Genomic DNA, 19,278 nt, shown 5'->3' on the forward strand with positions numbered 1-19,278 from the left:
CGCTCGAACAAAGAATTTGTCGCAGCGTGGTCCATTTTCGCTTTCGTGCCATCGATGCTATCAGTGGCCCCGAAAAGAAAAGGTCGCGACGCTTGGTCGGATTTCGCCGCAAGGGATTTGGGTTCGGGGTCGCGCTTGTCGCGGCGCTGATGCTCGTCCTGCAGACGGTGGCGGGTGCCGTGGCGCTCGGCCAGGGCACGCCGCCGCTCGACATTTTCGGCAACCCGCTCTGCATCACCTCGGCAAGCGGCCACACCGCACCGGCCAAGAGCGAACATCCTGCCTTGACCGCGTGTTGCACGCTTGGCTGCAACATGGTCTCGCCGCTCGCGGTGATGCCGCCCGATGGCGCTGGTCTTCTGCTCGGGCGCCAGATCGAGACAAAGACCGTCTTTCTGGCGCTCAGACCCGATGCGGCGACAGCGCCGGAGCACGACCCCGGAAATCCGCGCGCGCCGCCACCACTGGTCTGAGACGGCTGCCGCATAGCTGCAGCCGGACGAATTCGCATATCTCGACAGACCCTGCGCCGCATGTGCCGGCGCCTTAGACATCCGGAGTTTTCCATGACCCGTTCCGCTCGCGCCTTTTCGCGCCCGCTTTTCCGCAGCTTCGAGGAGCGTATCGGCATCGCCGTCTTTGCGCTGCTGCTGCTCTTCGCTTCGACCCAGCAGATGCTCGCCCATGGCTTCAAGGCGGGCGATCTCGAGATCGGCCACCCCTGGTCGCGCGCTACGCCGGCCGGCGCCAAGGTCGCTGCCGGTTATTTGACCATCACGAACAACGGCAGCCAGGCCGACCGCCTGGTTTCGATCCAGTCCGACGTTTCCGAAAAGGCCGAGATTCACGAGATGGCGGTCGACGCCAAAGGCGTGATGAAGATGCGCCAGATTACCGACGGCCTCGAAATCCCGGCCGGCGGCGAGGTCGCGCTCAAGCCGGGCGCCTACCACATCATGTTCATCGGCCTGAAGGCGCCGGTCAAGGAAGGCGACAAGTTCTCCGGCACGTTGATCTTCGAAAAGGCCGGTACGGTGACCGTCGAGTTCCAGGCCGACAAGATCGGCGGCCAGAGCCAGGACCATTCGGGCCACTGACATCATGGGCGCGCGCTTTCCTTGCCTGACCGGGGGCGGCATTGTTGGCGACAGCGCGCGCCTGCTCGTTTTCCTGTGCGGCCTGATCATGGCCGCCAGTGCCTTTCTGGGCACGACGTCGGTCGCACGTGCTCATGCCTCGTTGCTGCGCTCGACGCCTGTCGAAGGTGCGGTGGTGCAGGCAGCCCCCGCCGAGCTCTTGCTCGGTTTCAGCGAGACTGTGGCGCCGCTGGTCACCGAGCTGATTGGCCCCGACGGCACCAAAACGCGCCTGACAGCCAAGGCAAATGGCGCCGACCTGGCGATTGCCTGGCCGGGCTGGAAGGCCGAAGGCACCTACCTTTTGTCCTGGCGCGTCGTCTCTTCCGACGGGCACCCTGTGGCGGGCGTGTTGTCCTTTTCGGTCGGCAATCCGAGTGTCACGCCTCCCGCTGCACCTGAGCTGAACGACACGTCGATGCGACTTGCCATCTGGAGCGCCAAGCTGGTGCTCTATCTCGGCCTGTTCCTTGGCGTCGGTGGCGCATTCGCGCTGGCCTGGCTCATGCCCGGCAAGCACTCCGGTGTCGGTGTCATCGGCGCGCTGCTCGTTGCGGGCCTTGTCGCAGCACCCGTCTCGTTCGGGCTGCAAGGGCTCGATGCGCTCGGCGCGCCGCTCGCATTGTTCGGTCAGGGCATGGGCTGGCGGGCGGCGGCTGCGACCAGCTATGCCGTCACCGCGGCTATCGCCTTCATCGCCCTGTCGCTGGCGCTGCTGGCACTCGCCAGCGATGCCAGCCTGGCCCGTTAGCTGTCGCTTGCCGGCCTCGTCGGCGTCGGCACCGCCTTGGCCGCGAGCGGCCATGCCAGTGCCGCAACCCCGCAATGGCTGACGCGTCCGATGGTGTTTGTCCATGGGACCGGCATCGCCTTCTGGGCCGGGGCGTTGCTGCCGCTGGCCTTTTGCTGGCGCGAAGGTGGAGAAAGCGCCGAGCTGGCGCTGCGACGGTTTTCGGTGGCCATTCCCTATGTGGTTGCGGCGTTGGTCGCCGCCGGTCTCGTGCTGACAGTCATCCAGGTCGAGGCAGTTCCCGCGCTCTGGCATACCGGATACGGGCTGCTGCTGTCGGCGAAGCTGGTGCTGGCTTTCGCCCTGCTTGCGCTCGCCGGTTTCAACCGTTGGCAGCTGACGAAACCGGCCTTGGCCGAGCAGCGTGGGGCACAGCGCCTGCTGGTGCGCAGCATCCTGGTCGAGACGCTGCTGATGGTCGCGATCCTCGGTCTCGTTGCCGGCTTCCGCTTCACGCCGCCACCGCGCGTTCTGGCCATCGAGGCGGCGGAGCCTGCAGCAATTCACATCCATACGCCGGTGGCCATGGCCGACTTTGCCCTCAGCCCCGGCCATGCCGGCGCCGTCAGCGCCTCGATCATGGTGGTGACTGGCGATTTCGGCCCGCTCGATGCGCGCGGCGTCGCGCTGCGGCTGAGCCAGTCCGGCTCGACCGAAATCAAGGCCGACGCCTACAAGCCCGGCGACGGCACCTGGCGAATCGACAGCCTCGACCTGCCGGCGCCGGGCATATGGGCCGTCGCCATCGACATCGACATGGCGGAAGAGCAGGTGGTCACTCTGGACGGCGAGGTCGCCATTCGTCCTGCTACCGGTTGGTAGTCGATACGGACGATGCCGCACCCGTGACGCTGCCTATCGTCCGGGCTTCTTTTTTGCAGATGCCCGGGAGCGCGCGCATGAAAATCCTCATCATTGGCGGAACGGGCATGATCGGCGGCCACACCGCCGCCTACCTCAAGGCTCAAGGCAATGAAGTGGTACTGGCGGCACGCAAGCCGGCACCCGAGACGACCCCGATGGCGGCCTATCCGACCATCTATGGCGACTACACCAAGGGTGATTTCTCGGCTGCCGACCTCGCGCCATTCGACGGCATCCTGTTTGCCGCCGGCAACGACATCCGCCACCTGCCCAAGGGCGTCGACGAGAACGAGTTCTGGACCAAGATGCAGATCGAGGGCGTGCCGACCTTCGTCGAGCTGGCGCGCAAGGCCGGCGTCCGTCGCGTCGTCCACATCGGCAGCTACTATCACCAGGTCATGCCGAACCTGGTGGAGACAAACGCCTATGTGCGTGGGCGCAGCCTTGCCGACGAAGGCGTGCGTGCGCTTGCGACCGCCGACTTCAACGTCTCGACGCTCAACCCGCCGTCGATCGTCGGCTATGTCCAGGGTCTGCCGACCAAGCGCTACGAGACGCTGATGGCTTATGCGCGCGGCGAGACGCAGATGCCGATCTTCGCGCCGCCCGGCGGCACCAACTACATGTCGGTGCAGTCGCTGGCGGAAGCCATCTGGGGAGCTTTCCAGCGCGCCGAGAGCGGCAAGGCCTATCTGGTCGGCGACGAGAACCTGACGTTCCAGCAATATTTCCAGTCGCTGTTCGACGCCGTCGGCAATCCGCACCGGGTCGAGGAGCGCAATGAGGAGCACCCGCTTTTGCCCGACATGTTCATCGTTCCGGGCCGTGGCAACATCCTCGCTTACGAGCCTGAGGCCGAGGAGACCAAGCTGCTCGGCTATCGCCGCAACGACGTGCAGCGGGCGCTGCGCGAGGTCTTCGCGCAGGTCTCGGGCCGGTAGCGCTTCTCCGGGGAGGACGTCATGGCCGACAATCAGGCGGATCTGCTGATGGAAGTGGCGCTGCGGCGGGTGTCGGAGCGCTATGCCTATGCCGTCGACACTGGCGATGGCGACCTGCTCGCCGCGCAGTTCACCGCTGATGGCGCGGTCATCGCGCCGCGTGGGACCTTCGAGGGTCTCGCCCAACTGCGCGGCATTCCAGCGATGGTCGCCGGCCGCTATCTCAAGACTTTCCATGCCGTGCTCAATCAGGCGGTCAGGCCGGTCGAGGGCGGTGCCGAAGGCGAGACATACTGCATCGCACGGCACTATTTCCGCGATCCGGCCGGCCGCTACCTCTGCTACGAGATGACCATCCGCTACCAGGATCGCTTCGTCCGCACCCCTGACGGATGGCGCCTTGCGCGCCGCGAGCTGGTGGTGGTCGGCACCCACACATATGAGGCGCAGGACGCGGCGAGCTGAGCCGCCTGTGCTTGAACCGTCGATTGCGGAGGACAAGATGACCGACGAAATCTCCATCCTTGGCCTCGCCGGCAAAGTCGCGCTGGTAACCGGCGGCGGCGCTGGCATCGGCCGCGCAACGGCCGAACTCTTTGCGCGCGCCGGCATGAAGGTTGCTGTCGCCGAGATCGACCCCGTTCGGGTGACATCGATGCGCGAGACGCTGGGCCACGATCACCTCGTCGTCGAAGCCGACGTACGCAAGGCGGATGACGTGGCGCGCCTTGTCGAAGCGGTGCGCGGCAGCTTCGGCCGGCTCGATGTGGTGGTCAACAATGTCGGCGACTATCTCGGCTTCAAGACGCCGTTCGAGCAGTCGACCGAGGCCGAATGGAACGCGCTCTACCACGTCAACTTGCTGCACATGTTCCATGTCAGCAAGGCGGCGATCCCGCTGATGCGGGCAAGTGGGCAAGGCGGCAGCATCATCAACGTTTCGACCATCGAGGCCTTCCGCGGCATCCCGATGACGGTTGTCTATTCGGCCTTCAAGGCAGCGGTCACCGGCTTCACCCAGAGCCTCGCCGTCGAGCTTGGCCAGCATGGCATCCGCGTCAACGCCATTGCGCCCGAGACCACCAATTCGGCGCAGATCGTGGCGACGCCGCGCGTGCCCAAGGAAAATCTCGAGCACCTCAAGCGCTGGTTCCCCATTGGCCGCTTTGGCGAGGGTTCGGACTCGGCGGGTGCCGCACTGTTCCTGGCGTCGGACACGCTGTCAGGCTGGGTGTCGGGCACGACGATCCTTGTCGATGGCGGCGCGCTTGCCGCCGGTGCCTGGATGCGCATGGCCAACGACGCCTGGACGCACCTGCCTGTCATCCAGTCCGACGGCTACACGCCACGGCCGGGAGCGCGCTGAGGCCTGACAGGCTTCAGGCAGCGCTCGACCGCTGGAGTTCCGAGCGCATGTTGCCGGGAGCTTCGTTGCGACCGACGAGGCTTGCAATCTCAGACAGCGGCAACGGCCGGCCGAACAGGAAGCCCTGCATCTCGGTGCAGCCTTCGGCGCGCAGGAACTCGAAGCTTTCCCGCTTTTCCACGCCTTCGGCCAGAACCGGGATGCGCAGGTCGTTGGCGAGCAGGATCGTTGCCCTCACGATCGCCGCGGCTGCGCTGTCATTGCTGACGTCCTCGACGAAGGAGCGGTCGATCTTGACCCTGTCGAAGGGGAAGATCTGCAGCGTCGACAGCGAGGAATAGCCGACGCCGTAATCATCCATGGCGATGGTCACGCCGAGCGCCTTGAGCTGGCGCACCACGTGCAGGGCGCGGTCGCGGTCCTCGATGATGCTGGCCTCGGTGATCTCGAGCTCCAGCCGCGAGGCCGCAAGGCCGGTCGAAAGCAGCGTCTCATGCACAACCTTGGTCAGGTCGGCCTGCACCAGCTGGGCGGCGGCGATGTTGACGGCGATCTTGTAGGGCTTGCGCCAGCCGGCAACCTCGGCGCAGGCGGTCTTCAGCACCCACTCGCCGATTGGGATGATCAACCCATTCTCCTCGGCGATGGGGATGAATTCTTCCGGCGCAACGATGCCGCGTTCGCGATGATGCCAGCGCAGCAGCGCCTCATAGGCGGTGACCTCGCCAGTCTTCATGTCGAGCTGCGGCTGGTAATAGAGTTCGAACTCGTCGCGCTCCAGTGCGTGCCGCAGTTCCATGGCGAGCGCGCTGCGCTCGCGCCGGCCCTCGTCCATCGAGCGGTCGTAGTAGCAGACCTTGTCTGTTACGGCGCGTTTGGCGCGGTACATGGCAAGGTCGGCCGCGCCGATCAGCTCGTCGGCGTCGCTGGCGTGGTGCGGGAACAGGCTGATGCCGATGCTGGCGCCGACGGACAACGTCTTGGACTTGTTCTGGATCGGGTCGAGCACACCGGAAATCAGCCTGATGACGAAGCGATCGACTTCTTCCTTGCTCGAAATGTCCTGCTTGACGGCGATGAACTCGTCGCCGCCGACGCGCGCCACCAGTTCACCGGGGCCGGTCAGGATCTTCAGCCGGTTGGCCACCGTCTGCAACAGCAGGTCGCCGGCGTGGTGGCCGTGGACGTCGTTGATCTCCTTGAAGCGGTCGAGGTCGACCACGATGACAGCGGCTTCCTTGCCGGCGGCAGCACTGCGCTTGAGCATGCCGGGCAGGTTGTCGGACAGGAAGGCGCGATTGGGCAGGCCGGTCAGCGGGTCGTGCTGGGCGGCATGGCGGAAGCTGTCGACCAGTTCGCGCTGCGACTTGGCGTCCATCACGTAAAGCGTCAGCCCAGCGATGATCGCCATGGTGGCGAGCACCAGAACGGCGAGGAATTCGCTCGACAACACCTTTGTCGGCACCGGAACCGACGGATCGGGCACAATGGTGGCAGCGCCCATGGCAGTGAAATGCATGGCGCAGATGGCAAGCACGAGAGCCAGCACCGAGAGCGGCTTGGCGTAGCGAATGCGCTGCCGCGCCGCCAGATGCATGGCGAGTGCGCCGAAGGCTACGGCAAACAGGATCGAGGCCTCGACGAGACCGGCATCCCACTCGATGCGGCCGGCGATCTCGAAGCCGCGCATGCCGGTGAAATGCATGGCAACCACACCCGCGCCGATCACCGCGCCGCCCGTCTCGACCGGCAGTCCATTGGGCGGGCTCGCTGAAAGATGCAGTCCGGCGGCGGTGAAGGCGATGGCGATGAGCAGCGAGGCGATGGTCAGAAGCGGGTCGAAGGCTGCCTCGAACGGCAGTTGGAAGCCAAGCATGGCAACGAAATGTGTGGTCCAGATCGCGGCACCGCAGGCGATGCCGGAAAGCATGATCCAAGAGGAGCGGGCACTGGCCGAGAGACGAGAGGCACGCTCGAAAAGCCGAATAGTCATGGCCGCGCCGGCAATACAGACGATCGCGGCGACCACGACGAACGAATAGTCATGCTCGTAAGCAAGACAGGAAATGACCTTGAACATTGCCACGCCCCCATGCCCGCCAAGACTGTCTGGTCAGGCCGTGGCTAAGTCTCCTCCCGAAAGATGAAAGAAATTCCTAATCTAAGCAGGCTTTTATTCACGCGGTACGCGCATCTGGTCGCGGTGTACGCGCTGCCCGCGAGCTGTCCGCCGCGGGAAGGCTATCACAGCATCACGGTTGCGAACCGCGCGCATTTCTTCGACAAATGGTTGTCTCAGTCTAAGCAGGAGCAGGGCATGGCCGACGGCAAGACCAAGCGGTTCGACGCGACGCTGACGGCGTTGCGGGGAGTTCTGATCGCGGCGGCGGCATTGGTCGCCTTCTTCTATCCGTCCCAGGCGGTGCAATTGCTGGTGCTGGTCGGCGGCGGGCTGTTGCTCGTCGACGGCATTTTGGGCCTGGTGACGCTCGACCGCTCGCCGCCACGCACGACCGGCCAGACGCTCGGGCTGGTCCGCAACCTGTTGTCGATCGCCGCGGGCGCGATCGTCGTCGCCAGCGGCCTGTTGACCAGCGTGTTCACCTTGTCGGCGCTGACATGGATCGTCGGCCTGCTGGCGCTGCTCGTCGGCCTGATCGAGATGGCGTCGAGCTTTCTCGATAGCGAGCGGCAGACGCGGCTGTGGCCGACACTTGTCGGCGGCGCGGTCTATGCCGCCTTTGGCCTGGCGCTGATGTTCGTGCCGCTTTCAAGCGCTGAAACGCTGCTGCGCATCGCCATGATCCTGATGCTCGCCTATGCGCTGCTGTTGTTCTACCGCGCCTGGAGCATTCGCGCGGCGCGCTAACTAGTTCGCGCCGGAAAAACCGGTGAGGAAGGCGGTCAGGTTGTCGCCGAGCGCGTCACAGAGATAGCCGCCCTCCTGGACGATGACAGTCGGCAACCTTAGCTGGGCAATCGCCTCGGCAATGCGCGCAAAGCCCGATGTCGTCACCGACAGGCCGCCGAACGGGTCGCCTTCGAAGGCATCGAGCCCGAGTGCCACGACAAGCGCGTCGGGCGCAAAGGCCCGGATGCGGCTGACGGCGTGGCTGAGCGCCTCCAGGAACTCGGTATCGCCCGACTTGCGCGCCAAGGGCAGGTTGAGGTTGTAGCCGAGACCGGTAGCCTCGCCGCGCTCGTCGGCATGGCCCCAGAAGAACGGGTAGAAGCGGCTCGGATCGGCGTGCAGCGACACTGTCAGCACGTCCGGTCTCGCGTAAAAGATGCCTTGCGTGCCGTTGCCGTGATGAAGGTCGACATCGAGGATGGCGACGCGCGAGGCGGTCGCCCGCAGCCGCTGCGCGGCGATGGCCGAATTGTTGATCAAGCAGAAGCCGCCGGCGACGTCGGCAAAGGCATGATGGCCGGGCGGGCGGCACAGCGAGTAGGCCGCCGGTTCACCCGACATCACAGCCTCTGTGGCGGCGACGGCACTCCATGCGCTCCAGCAGGCGCTGTCGAAGGTCTCTGCCGAGATCGGGCAGGCGGTGTCGGCCATGTGGTAACCGGCCTGGCCGGCCGCACCCACTGGGTAGCTGCCGTTGCGGGCAAAAGGATGGACGTTGGGAATGACCTCGGCGGAAGCGCCCTCCATGCGCTGCCAGCGCTCGAAGATGTGGGTGAGGAACTCGATGTATTCGGGCGTGTGGACCGCAGCGATCGGGGTGAGGCCGTAGCTGGCCGGGCGATGGATCGTCGAGCCGGCCGCCCGGGAGCCCGCCAGCAGGCGCTCGACGCGTTCGGGCTGTTCCGGATTGGGCTTTTGCATTCCCATCGACAGGAACGCCTTGGGGTCGTGCCGCTTCTGCTCCTCGGCATAGAAGGTTTTCATTCCGGCTCCCCCGTCGTTTGGCTCAGCGCCTGGAATGTCGGTCCGCCGGCAATGTAGGACCTCTGGTCCTTCGTCCAGGCAAGGCCGAGCCTGGTGTAGAAGGGATGCGCCCGCGCATTGTCCTCATCGACCGCGAGCCTGATGTAGACGCCGCCTCTGTCCCGGCAAAGCCGGGCGACATGGCGCAATAGCCGCTCGCCGATGCCGAAGCTGCGGAATTGCTGGTCGACGAACAGGTCCTGCACGAAGACGCCCGGACGACCATACCAGGTCGAGAAGATCGGAAAGAACAGGCACATGCCGGCGAAAGCGCCGTCGATCTCGGCGATGACCGCTTCAAAGGCCGGCTTTTCGCCAAAGCCGAAACGCCGGATGTCGTCTTCCGTGCAGGCGATGCCGTCAGCCTCACCGACATGCGCGGCAAGGCCGATGATCGCCTTCATCAGCAACGGCGAATCGTCAGTGGTTGCCGGCCGGATGAGAATGGCGGCCGGTTCTGTCTTCTTGGCGCCCATTGGCTTGTTCCGCATTCAGTCGCGGAATTGATAGCATCGAGGAAAGGGCTGGGGAGCGGGATTCGGTCTCTGGCGCAAGCATCGCGGCATCATGGCCCGATGCGCTCCAACTCGCGCTTGGCGCACCGGTCGAGACGACTTTAGGCTTCCACCACCTTCAGGCGCTTGTCGAAGACGCCGAGCACACGGGCCAATTCGTGGCCGCGCTTGAGGATCAGGCCGCCGGCGGCGATGACCGAGAAGGCGCCCTGCTTGCGGGCGAGCCTGGGATCCTTGACGATCTGGAATAGCGGCGTTTCGCTGGTGCGGCGAAATACCGAAAAGACGGCGCGGTCGCTGAGATGGTCGATGGCGTAGTCGCGCCACTCATTGGCGGCAACCATGCGCCCATAGAGCCTGAGAATCTGGTCGAGTTCCCGTCTCTCGAATGCCACCGGGAGTTCTTGTCGCTCCCGACGGGCCTCATGGAGCGGGATCAAAACCGCGGATGGCTCGCCATCCTCCGCCCCAGCGCCGCGATCAGTCATCAATCGTTCCCTTGCAGAACATGACCTCGGCTAAAGAATCGCGCATTCGCACCCGAAATGCAACAAGTAACACCTGTATGAAGAGTGTAAGGTAGCTTGCCGCAGCGGTAACGTTTGCGAAACAGACTGTCGGAATTGGTGATGACTCGCCACATTCCTGCCGTTTTTTATCCGCGCTGACGCCCCATTGTCCGACGAATTTACCCGTGTTGCCTGAGACGGTTCGGTCCGGCACCGGCTCGTAAACCCCAAGCCCCCCGCCCACGGGCTAGAGTCGGATCGAACCAACCTCGGCTCCTTTTCAGGACGAGGGCGACGATCCCAAAATCTGAAGCCGACGTCTGGCCACAAGCCTGCGTCGGCTTTTTTGCGTCTACAGCGCCATCTTCGACGGCTTGCGCACGACAGCCGCGCCGAGAATCGGGCCCGGTACGCCATCCTTGCCGACAGCCTGCAACAGCACGGCGCAGCCGCCCTTCTTTTCCACTTCGCTCTTCGGCAGCTCGAACCGTTGCGTCTGACCGTGCCACATGCCAGCGGTGTGCAGGTCGGTGACGGCATTCCAGTAGGTGACGCTGCGGCCCTTGTTTTCGCCCTTCTGGAGGTCGACGACCTGCGGCGGCTGATAATGCACGATCACCACATGGGCCGGGCTGGCCGGGCCGGTGGCGGCGCCGACCTCGATGGTGAAGGTGTCGCCATTGTCGGTCACCTTCAGGTCGACATTCATGCCCTGGCCGGTCTCGGCCAGGTTGGCGAGTGCGCCGTTCACATCGTCGCTCTTGGCGCCATTTACATGGGTGCGGCCATTGATGACGGCCTGGGGTGTGTAGACCGAGCGCGCGCCGAAGGCACGCATATAGGCATATTGGCGTTCGGTGTTGTCCTTGCTGCCGAGTTCGTCCTGCCAGCCGAGGTAATCCCAGTAGGTGACGTGATAGGCGAGCGCGACCATGTCGTCCTGGGCGGCGAATTTGGCAAACAGTTCGTCGGCCGGCGGGCAGGAGTTGCAGCCCTGGCTGGTGAAGAGTTCGATGACGCCGAGCGGGCGCACGGGTGCCTTGGTTGTCGAGTCGGCATGCGTTGCGCCGGTAAACCCGGCAAAGACCAGCGCCACGGCCGCCAGCCGAAAATATCTGCGAAACTCCATGACCGATCCAGATCCTCAGCCAGCGAAACCGGCCTTTCTTGTAGTTGCTGAAATATGTGGCAGAAGCGCCATTCAACGGGAAGTCACGTTGCGGTGAAATTTCCAACAAGTGAAGTTTCCGCTGCGTCAGGCTGTCGGGACAAATTACCGTTATGAAAATTGGCTGGCGGCGGTAGAATTGGGCTGTGGTGAGGCAAGGTGATGCTGGAACAGTTCAGCCAACATCTCGATCTCTATTGCGAACGGACTGACATCGGTCTGTGGGCCGAGCCGTTCAATGCCGCAAGCAATCTCGCCTTTTTCCTCGCCGGCCTGTGGGGCGTCTACGAGGCACGGCGGCGCGATGCCGGCACTTTCGCCGAGGTGCTGGGCTGGTGGGTGGTGGCGATCGGCATCGGCTCGACGCTGTTCCATACGTTTGCCAACGAGGCGACCAAATGGGGCGACATCGTCCCGATCGCCGGTTTCACGCTGGTCTATTCGCTGTTCAACCTGCGCCGCTTCGCCGGCATGGGATGGCCCAAAGCGCTGGTGATCTTCTTTGCTTTCTATGTCGCTGTCGGGTTCGTCACCTACATGGTGCCGGACTGGCTGCGTACAGCTTCAAACGGCACTACCGGCTACCTGCCGCCGTTCCTGGCGCTGATCTTCTTCGGTTTGGTGGTCATCGCCAGCGGCAGCCGTGCTGGCTGGTACAACATCGCCGCCGCCGTCATCTTCCTCGGCGCCGTCACCTGCCGGGTCATGGACCCGCTGGTCTGCGACGCCATGCCGATCGGCACGCATTTCATGTGGCATATGCTGGACGGGCTGATGCTCGGCGTGCTGCTTGCCGCGACGACACGCTACGGCAGGCGACGTACAGCGCGGGCAGTTCATGAAAATCCAGCACGTTTGACGGCGGACGGTGCCTTACCCGGCCAGTGAAGCTGCAGGCTCGGCGTGCCGTTCGGCCCAGCCGTCGAGCCATTCGGCGCCTTGCATCTCGATAAGCCGCGACGACGTCCGGTCGAACTCAAAGGCCTCGTGTCCACGTTTTCCGACATAAAGCTTGTCGGGCGTGGCGGCGGCGCTGATCACCAGCCTGATCTGCTGGTCATAGAGCGTGTCGACCAAGAGGATGAAGCGCTTGGCCTCGTTGCGATTGGCTTCTGCCAGAACCGGCACATGGTCGACGAAAATGGTCTTGTAGTGTGCGGTGATCGCCAGATAGTCGCGCGCCGCAAGCGGCTTTTCGCAGAGATCGGCGAAGCCGAAGCGCGCACAGCCGGGAACGGCCGCCGGCACGGCGACCTTGCGGCCCTTGACCGCGACGGTGGCCGCCTCAGTTGCGGCACCATGGGTCATCTTGGCCCAGGCCTTGTCCATCGCCTTGTCGGCAGCCTCGCCGAGCGGGCTGATATAGACAGGCACGCGATCGAGCTTCTCCAGCCGGTAATCGGTGTCGGCATCGAGGTTGAGCACGTTGGTGTTCTGCTCGAGCATACCGATGAAGGGCAGGAACAGTTGGCGATTGAGCCCGTCGCGATAAAGATCGCGCGGCGCGACGTTGGAGGTGGCGACCAGCACCACGCCTTGGGCAAACAGCGCCGAAAACAGCCTCGACAGGATCATCGCGTCGGCGATGTCGGTGACCGAGAACTCGTCGAAGCACAGCACCCAGGCCTCCTCGGCCAGTGCCGCCGCCACCGGGGGGATCGGGTCGTCATCGCGCGAGGTGCCGTTCTTGCGCGCCGCCCGCTGCCTCTGGATGCGGTCGTGCACGTCGGCCATGAAGTCGTTGAAATGGACGCGACGCTTGTGTTTGACCGGCACCAGCTCGAAGAACATGTCCATCAGCATGGTCTTGCCGCGGCCGACGCCGCCATGGACGTAGAGGCCCTTGACGTGTTCGTGCTGCGGCTTGCGCCGGGCAAACAGCCAACCCAGGGCGCTCGACTTGCGCGCCAGCCTCTTCTCGGAAATCTCGTCGATCAGCCGGTCCAGTGCGGCCACGATCGAAAGCTGGGCCTGGTCGCTGCGGATGCTGCCGCTCTCGACCAGGTGGTCATAACGCTGCCTGACGGTCACATGAGTCTGCAGGCCGTCACGAACGTGCATGATGTACTCTGGCTGCCGAGATGTCAGCGGTTCAGCGAAATCGGCAGGCCGTTCGAGGTCTGGCCGTCGAAGCGGCCTTCGCCCGATTGATAGAGCCTGGCCAGCGGCGAGCCGCTTTCATCGAACAGCGTCAGCTGCTTGCCAGCGACGTTCCACGACTTGACGCCGTCGATCGGAGCCGGGCAGCGCAGCGGGCCGGCGCGGAAGCCCTGGCCGAACTTGGTCTGCGGCGTCGCCACCTTGCAGCTCTGGCCGGAAACCGACGCGCTCCACACCCCAGCCACGCTGGTTGCGGTGATGTCGGGTGCGTTGGCGGCGGCAGCGCCACCGTCGGCGGGCAGGGCCGCGACCTGGGTCTGTGCCGGCGCGGCCGGAAATTGCGAAGCACCTGCGGCGGCGCCTGGTGCCGAGGGCGGCGGCAGCTGGCCGCTGGTGACAGTGCCGGCGGGCGCCGCGGGCAGCGGGGCCGGCTGGGTGTCCATCGAGGAAAGGCGCGTGCTGTTGCAGCCAGCTGCAGCCAGAAGCGCCACCAGCGATGCGGCCAGCAGGCCGGTTTTCGAAAAAGCCATTGCATTCCCTCCGTGGGGCAGTTCTGGGGGCGCCCCCGCGCGATCGACAATTCGCCTCTAAAGCGGCGAAGTTGGCAGAATTTCAACCTGATATGGTTAAAATAGGGTTTGCGTATGAAATTGTTGCAAAATTGTCTCAATAGGCCAACGTGCCGCGAGACTGGTAATTCGGTGATGTTTCCGCCATATAGGCCCCAAACAGCCGCGAGACTTACCTACCATGGCCATTGAGGCCCCTTTCGCCAAGATGAACGGGCTCGGCAACGACATTATCGTTGCCGACATGCGCGGTCGCGCGGACCGCGTTACGCCTGCCGCGGCGATTGCGCTTGCCGCCGATCCGGCGACCAAGTTCGACCAGATCATGGCGATCCACGACCCGCGCACCCCGGGCACCGTGAACTACATCGAGATCATCAACTCCGACGGCACCCATGCCCAGGCCTGCGGCAATGGCACGCGCTGCGTCGTCCAGGCGCTGGCCGCCGAGACCGGACAGAAGGTGTTCACCTTCGAGACTGTTGCCGGCATCCTCAATGCCGAAGAGCATGAGGACGGCTCGATCTCGGTCGACATGGGCATTCCCCGCTTCGGCTGGCAGGACATCCCGCTGGCGGAAGAATTCCGCGACACCCGCGCCATCGAGTTGCAGATCGGGCCGATTGACCAGCCTGTGCTGCATTCGCCCTCGGTCGCCTCGATGGGCAACCCGCACGCCATTTTCTGGGTCGACAACGACGTCTGGTCCTACGATCTCGACCGTTTCGGCCCGCTGCTCGAAAACCATCCGATCTTTCCCGAGCGTGCCAACATCTCGATCGCCCAGGTGACCTCGCCCGGGACGCTCAACCTGCGCACCTGGGAGCGTGGCGCCGGCCTGACCTTGGCTTGCGGTTCGGCCACCTGTGCTGCTGCCGTCTCAGCCGCGCGCACCGGCCGTACCGGCCGTAGCGTGACCGTCACCGTGCCGAGCGGCGGTACGCTTCAGATCGACTGGCGCAACGACGACCATGTCGTCATGACCGGTCCCGCCGAGTGGGAATTCTCCGGCAGCTTCAATCCGGCGACCGGCGCCTGGCGTCGCGATCAGCAGGACGTCGCCTGATGGCGGTCGACGTCGTAACTTTCGGCTGCCGCCTCAACACCTACGAATCCGAGGTGATGAAGCGCGAGGCCAAGGCCGCAGGCCTTGAAGAACTCAAGGGCGGCGCGGTCATATTCAACACCTGCGCAGTGACGAGCGAAGCGGTGCGCCAGGCCAAGCAGTCGATCCGCAAGGCGCGCCGCGAGAAACCTGACGCGCGGATCATCGTCACCGGCTGTGCCGCCCAGACCGACCCGGCGGCTTTTGCCGACATGGCCGAGGTCGACCTCGTGCTTGGCAACGAGGAAAAGCTCAAGGCGCACAATTACCGGGCGCTGCCGGACTTCGGCGTCAACGATTTCGAGAAGGCCCGCGTCAACGACATCTTTTCCGTGCGCGAGACGGCTGGCCACATGGTCGATGCCATCGAAGGCCGCGCACGCGCCTTCGTCCAGGTGCAGAACGGCTGCGACCATCGCTGCACCTTCTGCATCATTCCCTATGGCCGCGGCAATTCGCGCTCGGTGCCGATGGGCGCGGTGGTCGAGCAGATCAAGCGCCTGGCCGGCAACGGTTATGCCGAGGTGGTGCTGTCGGGCGTCGACATGACCAGCTATGGCGCCGACCTGCCGGGCGCGCCGCGACTGGGCAAGCTGGTCAAGACCATTCTGCGCCAGGTTCCCGACGTTTGCCGCCTGCGTCTCTCCTCGATCGATTCGATCGAGGCCGACGAGGACCTGCTCGAAGCGGTCGCTACCGAGAGCCGGCTGATGCCGCATCTGCATCTGTCGCTGCAGTCGGGCGACGACATGATCCTGAAGCGCATGAAGCGCCGCCACTTGCGCGACCAGTCGATCCAGTTCTGCGCCGATGTGCGCAAGCTTCGCCCCGACATTGTCTTCGGCGCCGACATCATTGCCGGTTTTCCGACCGAGACCGACGAGATGTTCGAGAATTCGATCCGCATCGTCGAGGAGTGTGGGTTGACCCATCTCCACGTTTTCCCGTTCAGCCCGCGCGAGGGCACGCCCGCCGCGCGCATGCCGCAGGTTCGTCGCGACGTCGTCAAGCAGCGCGCTGCCCGCCTGCGCGCTGCCGGAGACGTCGCCTATACGAACCATCTCGAAAGCCTCAAGGGCTCGCGCCAGAAGGTGCTAGTCGAGCGCGAGGGGCTCGGCCGGACGGAAGGTTTTACGCTCGTTGCGATCGACAGGGGCACGGCGGGTGAAATCATGGAAGTCGACATCGCCGGACATGACGGCGAGCGGCTGACAGCGGCACCGGCCGCCGCGCGCGCGGCCTGACGAAAGCGACCGCATGGCATTCGGGTTCATCAAGAAAGTTTTCTCCTTCGGCAAGAAGGAGACGGTCGAGCAGCCGGCCGAGAACGAGGTTCTGCCGCCGCTGAATTTTGACGCTCTGGAAGCGTTGAAGCCGGCGGAAGAGGTGCCGGCCGCAGCGGAAACGCCTGTTGCCGGGGAGACACCGGCCGTTCCGATCGAAGAACCGACGCCGGAGCCGGCTCCAGAAACGCCGCCGCCGCCAGTGGTGCCGGAGCCAAAGCCGGCCGAACAGCCGGTACCGGTCGAGCCCGGGCCGCAGCCCGTTCCGCAGGAAGAACCTGCCGTCGAGCCGGAAAAGCCAGCCGAGCCGCCCGTGCCTGCGCCGAGCCCGGTCGAGCCGGAGCCAACGCCGGCGGAGGTTCCGCTGCCGCCGGTTGAGCCGTCCGCGCCGGAGTTGCCCGAAGAAGTTCCGGCCCAGCCGGTGCCCTCTGCGCCCGAGACGACAATGCGTGCCCCTGAAACGGAGCCGGTTGTCGAAGAGCCCGTCATCGAGGCGCCTGCTCCTGTACCGCCGGAACCTGTGGCTGAACCACGTCCCGTCGAGCCAGTCGACGAGGAGCCTGCGCCGATCGCAGCCGAAGCGCCTGTGCCTGTGGCGATGGCGGCCGAGGAAGCGCAGCCGGTAGCCGCGCTGCGCGATGCCGTTTCCAAGCCTGCACCTGTTGTCGTTCCCGCTCCCGCTGAACCGGTACAGGCTTCCTCTGCGCCTGAGCCGAAACCCTCGGCCGGCAAGGTCACCGTCCAGAAGAAGGTCGAGCAGAAGGCCGAAATCGTCGAAGTGGCGGCGCCCGCGCCGCGCCAGAGCTGGTTCCAGCGCCTGCGCCAGGGCCTGTCGCGCTCATCCAAGGAACTGTCGGGCAACATTGCCGGCATCTTCACCAAGCGCAAGCTGGACGAAGACACGCTGCAGGACCTCGAAGACGTGCTGATCCGCGCCGATCTCGGCGTCGAGACCGCGCTTCGGGTCACCGACGCGCTGGCGGCGAGCCGCTATGGCAAGGACGTTTCCGACCACGAGGTCCGCTCGATCATGGCGGTCGAGGTCGAGAAGGTGCTGAAGCCGGTGGCGCTTCCGCTGGAGCTCGACCTGTCGCACAAGCCGCATGTCATCCTGGTCGTCGGCGTCAACGGCACCGGCAAGACCACCACCATCGGCAAGCTGGCCGCCAAGCTCACCGAAGGCGGGCTGTCTGTCATGCTCGCCGCCGGCGACACGTTCCGTGCCGCGGCCATCGAGCAGCTGAAGATCTGGGGTGAACGCACCAAGTCGCCCGTCATCGCCACCAAGCTCGGCGCTGATGCCGCCGGTCTCGCCTACGATGCCTTCGAGCAGGCCAAGGCCGCCGGATCCGACGTGCTGATCATCGATACCGCCGGCCGCCTGCAGAACAAGGCCGAGCTGATGGCCGAGCTCGAAAAGATCGTGCGTGTTCTCGGCAAGCTCGATCCCGAAGCCCCGCACACGGTGCTGCAGACTGTCGATGCCACCACCGGCCAGAACGCGCTCAATCAGGTCGAGATCTTCCGCAATGTCGCAGGTGTGAACGGGCTGGTGATGACAAAGCTCGACGGTACGGCGCGCGGCGGTATTTTGGTCGCAATCGCCGCCAAACATAAGCTGCCGGTCTATTTCATCGGCGTCGGCGAGCAGGTCGACGATCTCGAACCCTTTTCGGCAAGCGATTTCGCCAAGGCGATCGCAGGAGTCGCCTGATCCATGAATGCACCTATCCTCGAACGCGATCCGTCGGACCCGAAAACCAAGAAGGAAGAAGTCAGCCCGCTGCTCAAGCTGGCGCTGGAGCTCGGGCCGCTGGTCGTGTTCTTCTTCGCCAACGCGCGCGGCGAGTGGCTGGCGTCGCACTTCCCGATACTGGCAGAGCTTGGCAAGCCGATCTTCGTCGCCACAGGCCTCTTCATGGTTGCCACGGCGGTTGCGCTGGCGGCTTCCTGGCTGCTGACCCGCTCGCTGCCGATCATGCCACTGGTCTCGGGCGTCGTTGTCTTCATATTCGGCGCGCTGACGCTCTATCTGCAGAACGACATCTTCATCAAGATGAAGCCAACGATCATCAATTCGCTTTTCGGTGTCGTGCTACTGGGTGGCCTTGTCTTCGGCAAGTCGTTGCTTGGCTATGTCTTTGCATCGGCCTTTCGCCTCGATGCCGAAGGCTGGCGCAAGCTGACCTTCCGCTGGGGCCTGTTCTTCCTGTTTCTTGCTCTGGTCAACGAGGTTGTTTGGCGGTCCTTTACGACCGACACCTGGGTGGCTTTCAAGGTCTGGGGCATCATGCCGATAACCTTGCTCTTCACTTTCAGCCAGATGCCGCTCATCATGCGCCATTCGTTGGAAGACCATAAGTAAGAGGGCATCATGGAGTTCATCACCGACCGCGAGGCGTTGCGTCAACATTATCGCGCGCCGGGTGATGGCGCCGTGCGCAAGGAGCTCCGCCGCCTCGACCATCACGCCAAGGGCTTCCTGGCGCGCAGCCCGTTCGTGCTGATCGGTTCGTCCGACGACAAGGGCAACGCCGACGTCACGCCCAAGGGCGACAAGCCGGGTTTCGTCGCCATCCTCGACGATGCCACCATCGCCATTCCCGACCGGCCCGGCAACAACAGGCTCGACACGCTGGAAAACGTCATCGTCAATCCCGCTGTCGGCCTGCTGTTCCTGATACCGGGCATGAACGAGACACTGCGTATCAATGGCGATGCGCGCCTGACCGCCGATCCGGCGTTGTGCGAACGGCTCGCCGCCGAAGGCAAGCTGCCGGTCACCGTCATGGTGGTTGCGATCAAGGCTGTCTACATGCATTGCGCCAAGGCGTTCATGCGTTCCGAGCTGTGGGTATCAGGCACATGGCCCGACCGCACCAGCCTGCCTACGCTCGGCCAGATCCTCCGCGACCAGCTGGTGCTCGCCGACAATGCCGAGACGCTCGACCGCTCGCTGGACGAGTCCTATCGCAAGAGCATGTGGTAGCTTTCGCCG

21 protein-coding genes are annotated in these 19,278 nt (G+C 64.6%); 14 read left to right on the plus strand and 7 right to left on the minus strand.

What is annotated here, in order from left to right; translation table 11 throughout:
• Window positions 1-92 precede the first annotated feature (92 nt).
• The 7 genes from N7E70_RS04450 (at window position 93) to N7E70_RS04480 (ending at window position 5,097) form a co-directional block, all read left to right on the plus strand.
• Complete coding sequence (locus N7E70_RS04450) at window positions 93-473, plus strand: hypothetical protein (protein WP_154386766.1); 381 nt, start codon at window positions 93-95, stop codon at window positions 471-473.
• Between the two features lie 93 nt (window positions 474-566).
• Window positions 567-1,097, plus strand: a complete 531-nt coding sequence (locus N7E70_RS04455; RefSeq protein WP_263005641.1) for a copper chaperone PCu(A)C — start codon at window positions 567-569, stop codon at window positions 1,095-1,097.
• 4 nt (window positions 1,098-1,101) lie between these two features.
• A complete protein-coding gene (locus tag N7E70_RS04460) occupies window positions 1,102-1,887 on the plus strand; it encodes a copper resistance CopC family protein (RefSeq protein ID WP_263005642.1) in 786 nt (261 codons plus the stop codon).
• Window positions 1,888-1,923: 36 nt separating this feature from the next.
• Window positions 1,924-2,748, plus strand: a complete 825-nt coding sequence (locus tag N7E70_RS04465; protein WP_263005643.1) for a copper resistance D family protein — start codon at window positions 1,924-1,926, stop codon at window positions 2,746-2,748.
• A gap of 77 nt (window positions 2,749-2,825) precedes the next feature.
• On the plus strand, window positions 2,826-3,731 hold the full coding sequence (locus tag N7E70_RS04470; protein ID WP_263005644.1) for an NAD-dependent epimerase/dehydratase family protein: 906 nt from the start codon (window positions 2,826-2,828) through the stop codon (window positions 3,729-3,731).
• Between the two features lie 21 nt (window positions 3,732-3,752).
• Window positions 3,753-4,196, plus strand: a complete 444-nt coding sequence (locus N7E70_RS04475; RefSeq protein WP_192313092.1) for a nuclear transport factor 2 family protein — start codon at window positions 3,753-3,755, stop codon at window positions 4,194-4,196.
• Window positions 4,197-4,233: 37 nt separating this feature from the next.
• A complete protein-coding gene (locus N7E70_RS04480; RefSeq protein WP_263005645.1) occupies window positions 4,234-5,097 on the plus strand; it encodes an SDR family NAD(P)-dependent oxidoreductase in 864 nt (287 codons plus the stop codon).
• A 13-nt stretch (window positions 5,098-5,110) separates the two neighbouring features.
• Here N7E70_RS04480 and N7E70_RS04485 read toward each other — a convergent pair whose 3' ends face one another.
• The gene (locus tag N7E70_RS04485) at window positions 5,111-7,177 is read right to left on the minus strand and encodes a putative bifunctional diguanylate cyclase/phosphodiesterase (RefSeq protein ID WP_154386763.1); all 2,067 of its coding nucleotides are present in this window, start codon (window positions 7,175-7,177) and stop codon (window positions 5,111-5,113) included.
• Between the two features lie 237 nt (window positions 7,178-7,414).
• On the opposite strand from N7E70_RS04485, the gene N7E70_RS04490 reads away from it, so the two are divergent.
• On the plus strand, window positions 7,415-7,966 hold the full coding sequence (locus N7E70_RS04490; protein WP_067965929.1) for a DUF308 domain-containing protein: 552 nt from the start codon (window positions 7,415-7,417) through the stop codon (window positions 7,964-7,966).
• Here N7E70_RS04490 and N7E70_RS04495 read toward each other — a convergent pair whose 3' ends face one another.
• The 4 genes from N7E70_RS04495 to N7E70_RS04510 form a co-directional block, all read right to left on the minus strand.
• The gene (locus N7E70_RS04495) at window positions 7,967-8,992 is read right to left on the minus strand and encodes a histone deacetylase family protein (RefSeq protein ID WP_263005646.1); all 1,026 of its coding nucleotides are present in this window, start codon (window positions 8,990-8,992) and stop codon (window positions 7,967-7,969) included.
• Window positions 8,989-9,507 carry a GNAT family N-acetyltransferase gene (locus N7E70_RS04500; RefSeq protein WP_263005647.1) on the minus strand — a complete coding sequence of 173 codons (519 nt, stop codon included), beginning with the start codon at window positions 9,505-9,507 and terminating at the stop codon, window positions 8,989-8,991. The genes N7E70_RS04495 and N7E70_RS04500 overlap by 4 nt, the downstream gene beginning before the upstream one ends.
• Before the next feature lie 140 nt (window positions 9,508-9,647).
• On the minus strand, window positions 9,648-10,034 hold the full coding sequence (locus N7E70_RS04505; RefSeq protein WP_067956035.1) for a DUF2794 domain-containing protein: 387 nt from the start codon (window positions 10,032-10,034) through the stop codon (window positions 9,648-9,650).
• Window positions 10,035-10,407: 373 nt separating this feature from the next.
• Entirely contained in the window at window positions 10,408-11,184 is a 777-nt protein-coding gene (locus tag N7E70_RS04510) for a DUF1223 domain-containing protein (protein WP_067956037.1), read from the minus strand.
• A gap of 201 nt (window positions 11,185-11,385) precedes the next feature.
• On the opposite strand from N7E70_RS04510, the gene N7E70_RS04515 reads away from it, so the two are divergent.
• Window positions 11,386-12,111, plus strand: a complete 726-nt coding sequence (locus N7E70_RS04515) for a ceramidase (RefSeq protein ID WP_263005648.1) — start codon at window positions 11,386-11,388, stop codon at window positions 12,109-12,111.
• Here N7E70_RS04515 and zapE read toward each other — a convergent pair.
• Both zapE and N7E70_RS04525 read right to left on the minus strand, forming a co-directional pair.
• A complete protein-coding gene (gene zapE / locus N7E70_RS04520) occupies window positions 12,097-13,284 on the minus strand; it encodes a cell division protein ZapE (protein ID WP_263005649.1) in 1,188 nt (395 codons plus the stop codon). The genes N7E70_RS04515 and zapE overlap by 15 nt on opposite strands.
• A gap of 23 nt (window positions 13,285-13,307) precedes the next feature.
• Window positions 13,308-13,853, minus strand: coding sequence for a protease inhibitor Inh/omp19 family protein (locus tag N7E70_RS04525; RefSeq protein WP_067956044.1), 546 nt, complete (start codon window positions 13,851-13,853; stop codon window positions 13,308-13,310).
• A gap of 220 nt (window positions 13,854-14,073) precedes the next feature.
• Between N7E70_RS04525 and dapF the strand changes: the two genes are divergently transcribed.
• The 5 genes from dapF to N7E70_RS04550 are packed head-to-tail and all read left to right on the plus strand — an operon-like array spanning window position 14,074 to window position 19,269.
• Window positions 14,074-14,958, plus strand: coding sequence for a diaminopimelate epimerase (dapF, locus tag N7E70_RS04530; protein ID WP_067956046.1), 885 nt, complete (start codon window positions 14,074-14,076; stop codon window positions 14,956-14,958).
• Window positions 14,958-16,241 carry a tRNA (N(6)-L-threonylcarbamoyladenosine(37)-C(2))-methylthiotransferase MtaB gene (mtaB, locus tag N7E70_RS04535; protein WP_263005650.1) on the plus strand — a complete coding sequence of 428 codons (1,284 nt, stop codon included), beginning with the start codon at window positions 14,958-14,960 and terminating at the stop codon, window positions 16,239-16,241. The genes dapF and mtaB overlap by 1 nt, the downstream gene beginning before the upstream one ends.
• 13 nt (window positions 16,242-16,254) lie before the next feature.
• On the plus strand, window positions 16,255-17,994 hold the full coding sequence (gene ftsY / locus N7E70_RS04540) for a signal recognition particle-docking protein FtsY (RefSeq protein WP_263005651.1): 1,740 nt from the start codon (window positions 16,255-16,257) through the stop codon (window positions 17,992-17,994).
• 3 nt (window positions 17,995-17,997) lie between these two features.
• Complete coding sequence (locus N7E70_RS04545) at window positions 17,998-18,645, plus strand: septation protein A (protein WP_263005652.1); 648 nt, start codon at window positions 17,998-18,000, stop codon at window positions 18,643-18,645.
• Between the two features lie 9 nt (window positions 18,646-18,654).
• Window positions 18,655-19,269: a pyridoxamine 5'-phosphate oxidase family protein gene (locus N7E70_RS04550; protein WP_192313109.1), complete on the plus strand. Its 615-nt coding sequence runs from the start codon at window positions 18,655-18,657 to the stop codon at window positions 19,267-19,269.
• The last annotated feature ends 9 nt before the right edge of the window (window positions 19,270-19,278 follow it).

The organism is Aminobacter sp. NyZ550 (assembly GCF_025628925.2).
Taxonomy (GTDB): domain Bacteria; phylum Pseudomonadota; class Alphaproteobacteria; order Rhizobiales; family Rhizobiaceae; genus Aminobacter; species Aminobacter ciceronei.

What these genes read in the sequence shown, in the direction of transcription:
- ftsY (WP_263005651.1), top strand. Translation starts at nt 16,255, where the DNA reads ATGGCATTCGGGTTCATCAAGAAAGTTTTCTCCTTCGGCAAGAAGGAG.
- N7E70_RS04460 (WP_263005642.1), top strand. Translation starts at nt 1,102, where the DNA reads ATGGGCGCGCGCTTTCCTTGCCTGACCGGGGGCGGCATTGTTGGCGAC.
- N7E70_RS04525 (WP_067956044.1), bottom strand. Translation starts at nt 13,853, where the DNA reads ATGGCTTTTTCGAAAACCGGCCTGCTGGCCGCATCGCTGGTGGCGCTT.
- N7E70_RS04485 (WP_154386763.1), bottom strand. Translation starts at nt 7,177, where the DNA reads ATGTTCAAGGTCATTTCCTGTCTTGCTTACGAGCATGACTATTCGTTC.
- mtaB (WP_263005650.1), top strand. Translation starts at nt 14,958, where the DNA reads ATGGCGGTCGACGTCGTAACTTTCGGCTGCCGCCTCAACACCTACGAA.
- N7E70_RS04470 (WP_263005644.1), top strand. Translation starts at nt 2,826, where the DNA reads ATGAAAATCCTCATCATTGGCGGAACGGGCATGATCGGCGGCCACACC.
- N7E70_RS04495 (WP_263005646.1), bottom strand. Translation starts at nt 8,992, where the DNA reads ATGAAAACCTTCTATGCCGAGGAGCAGAAGCGGCACGACCCCAAGGCG.
- N7E70_RS04550 (WP_192313109.1), top strand. Translation starts at nt 18,655, where the DNA reads ATGGAGTTCATCACCGACCGCGAGGCGTTGCGTCAACATTATCGCGCG.
- N7E70_RS04505 (WP_067956035.1), bottom strand. Translation starts at nt 10,034, where the DNA reads ATGACTGATCGCGGCGCTGGGGCGGAGGATGGCGAGCCATCCGCGGTT.
- N7E70_RS04515 (WP_263005648.1), top strand. Translation starts at nt 11,386, where the DNA reads ATGCTGGAACAGTTCAGCCAACATCTCGATCTCTATTGCGAACGGACT.
- N7E70_RS04545 (WP_263005652.1), top strand. Translation starts at nt 17,998, where the DNA reads ATGAATGCACCTATCCTCGAACGCGATCCGTCGGACCCGAAAACCAAG.
- dapF (WP_067956046.1), top strand. Translation starts at nt 14,074, where the DNA reads ATGGCCATTGAGGCCCCTTTCGCCAAGATGAACGGGCTCGGCAACGAC.
- N7E70_RS04480 (WP_263005645.1), top strand. Translation starts at nt 4,234, where the DNA reads ATGACCGACGAAATCTCCATCCTTGGCCTCGCCGGCAAAGTCGCGCTG.
- N7E70_RS04455 (WP_263005641.1), top strand. Translation starts at nt 567, where the DNA reads ATGACCCGTTCCGCTCGCGCCTTTTCGCGCCCGCTTTTCCGCAGCTTC.
- zapE (WP_263005649.1), bottom strand. Translation starts at nt 13,284, where the DNA reads ATGCACGTTCGTGACGGCCTGCAGACTCATGTGACCGTCAGGCAGCGT.
- N7E70_RS04490 (WP_067965929.1), top strand. Translation starts at nt 7,415, where the DNA reads ATGGCCGACGGCAAGACCAAGCGGTTCGACGCGACGCTGACGGCGTTG.
- N7E70_RS04510 (WP_067956037.1), bottom strand. Translation starts at nt 11,184, where the DNA reads ATGGAGTTTCGCAGATATTTTCGGCTGGCGGCCGTGGCGCTGGTCTTT.
- N7E70_RS04500 (WP_263005647.1), bottom strand. Translation starts at nt 9,507, where the DNA reads ATGGGCGCCAAGAAGACAGAACCGGCCGCCATTCTCATCCGGCCGGCA.
- N7E70_RS04475 (WP_192313092.1), top strand. Translation starts at nt 3,753, where the DNA reads ATGGCCGACAATCAGGCGGATCTGCTGATGGAAGTGGCGCTGCGGCGG.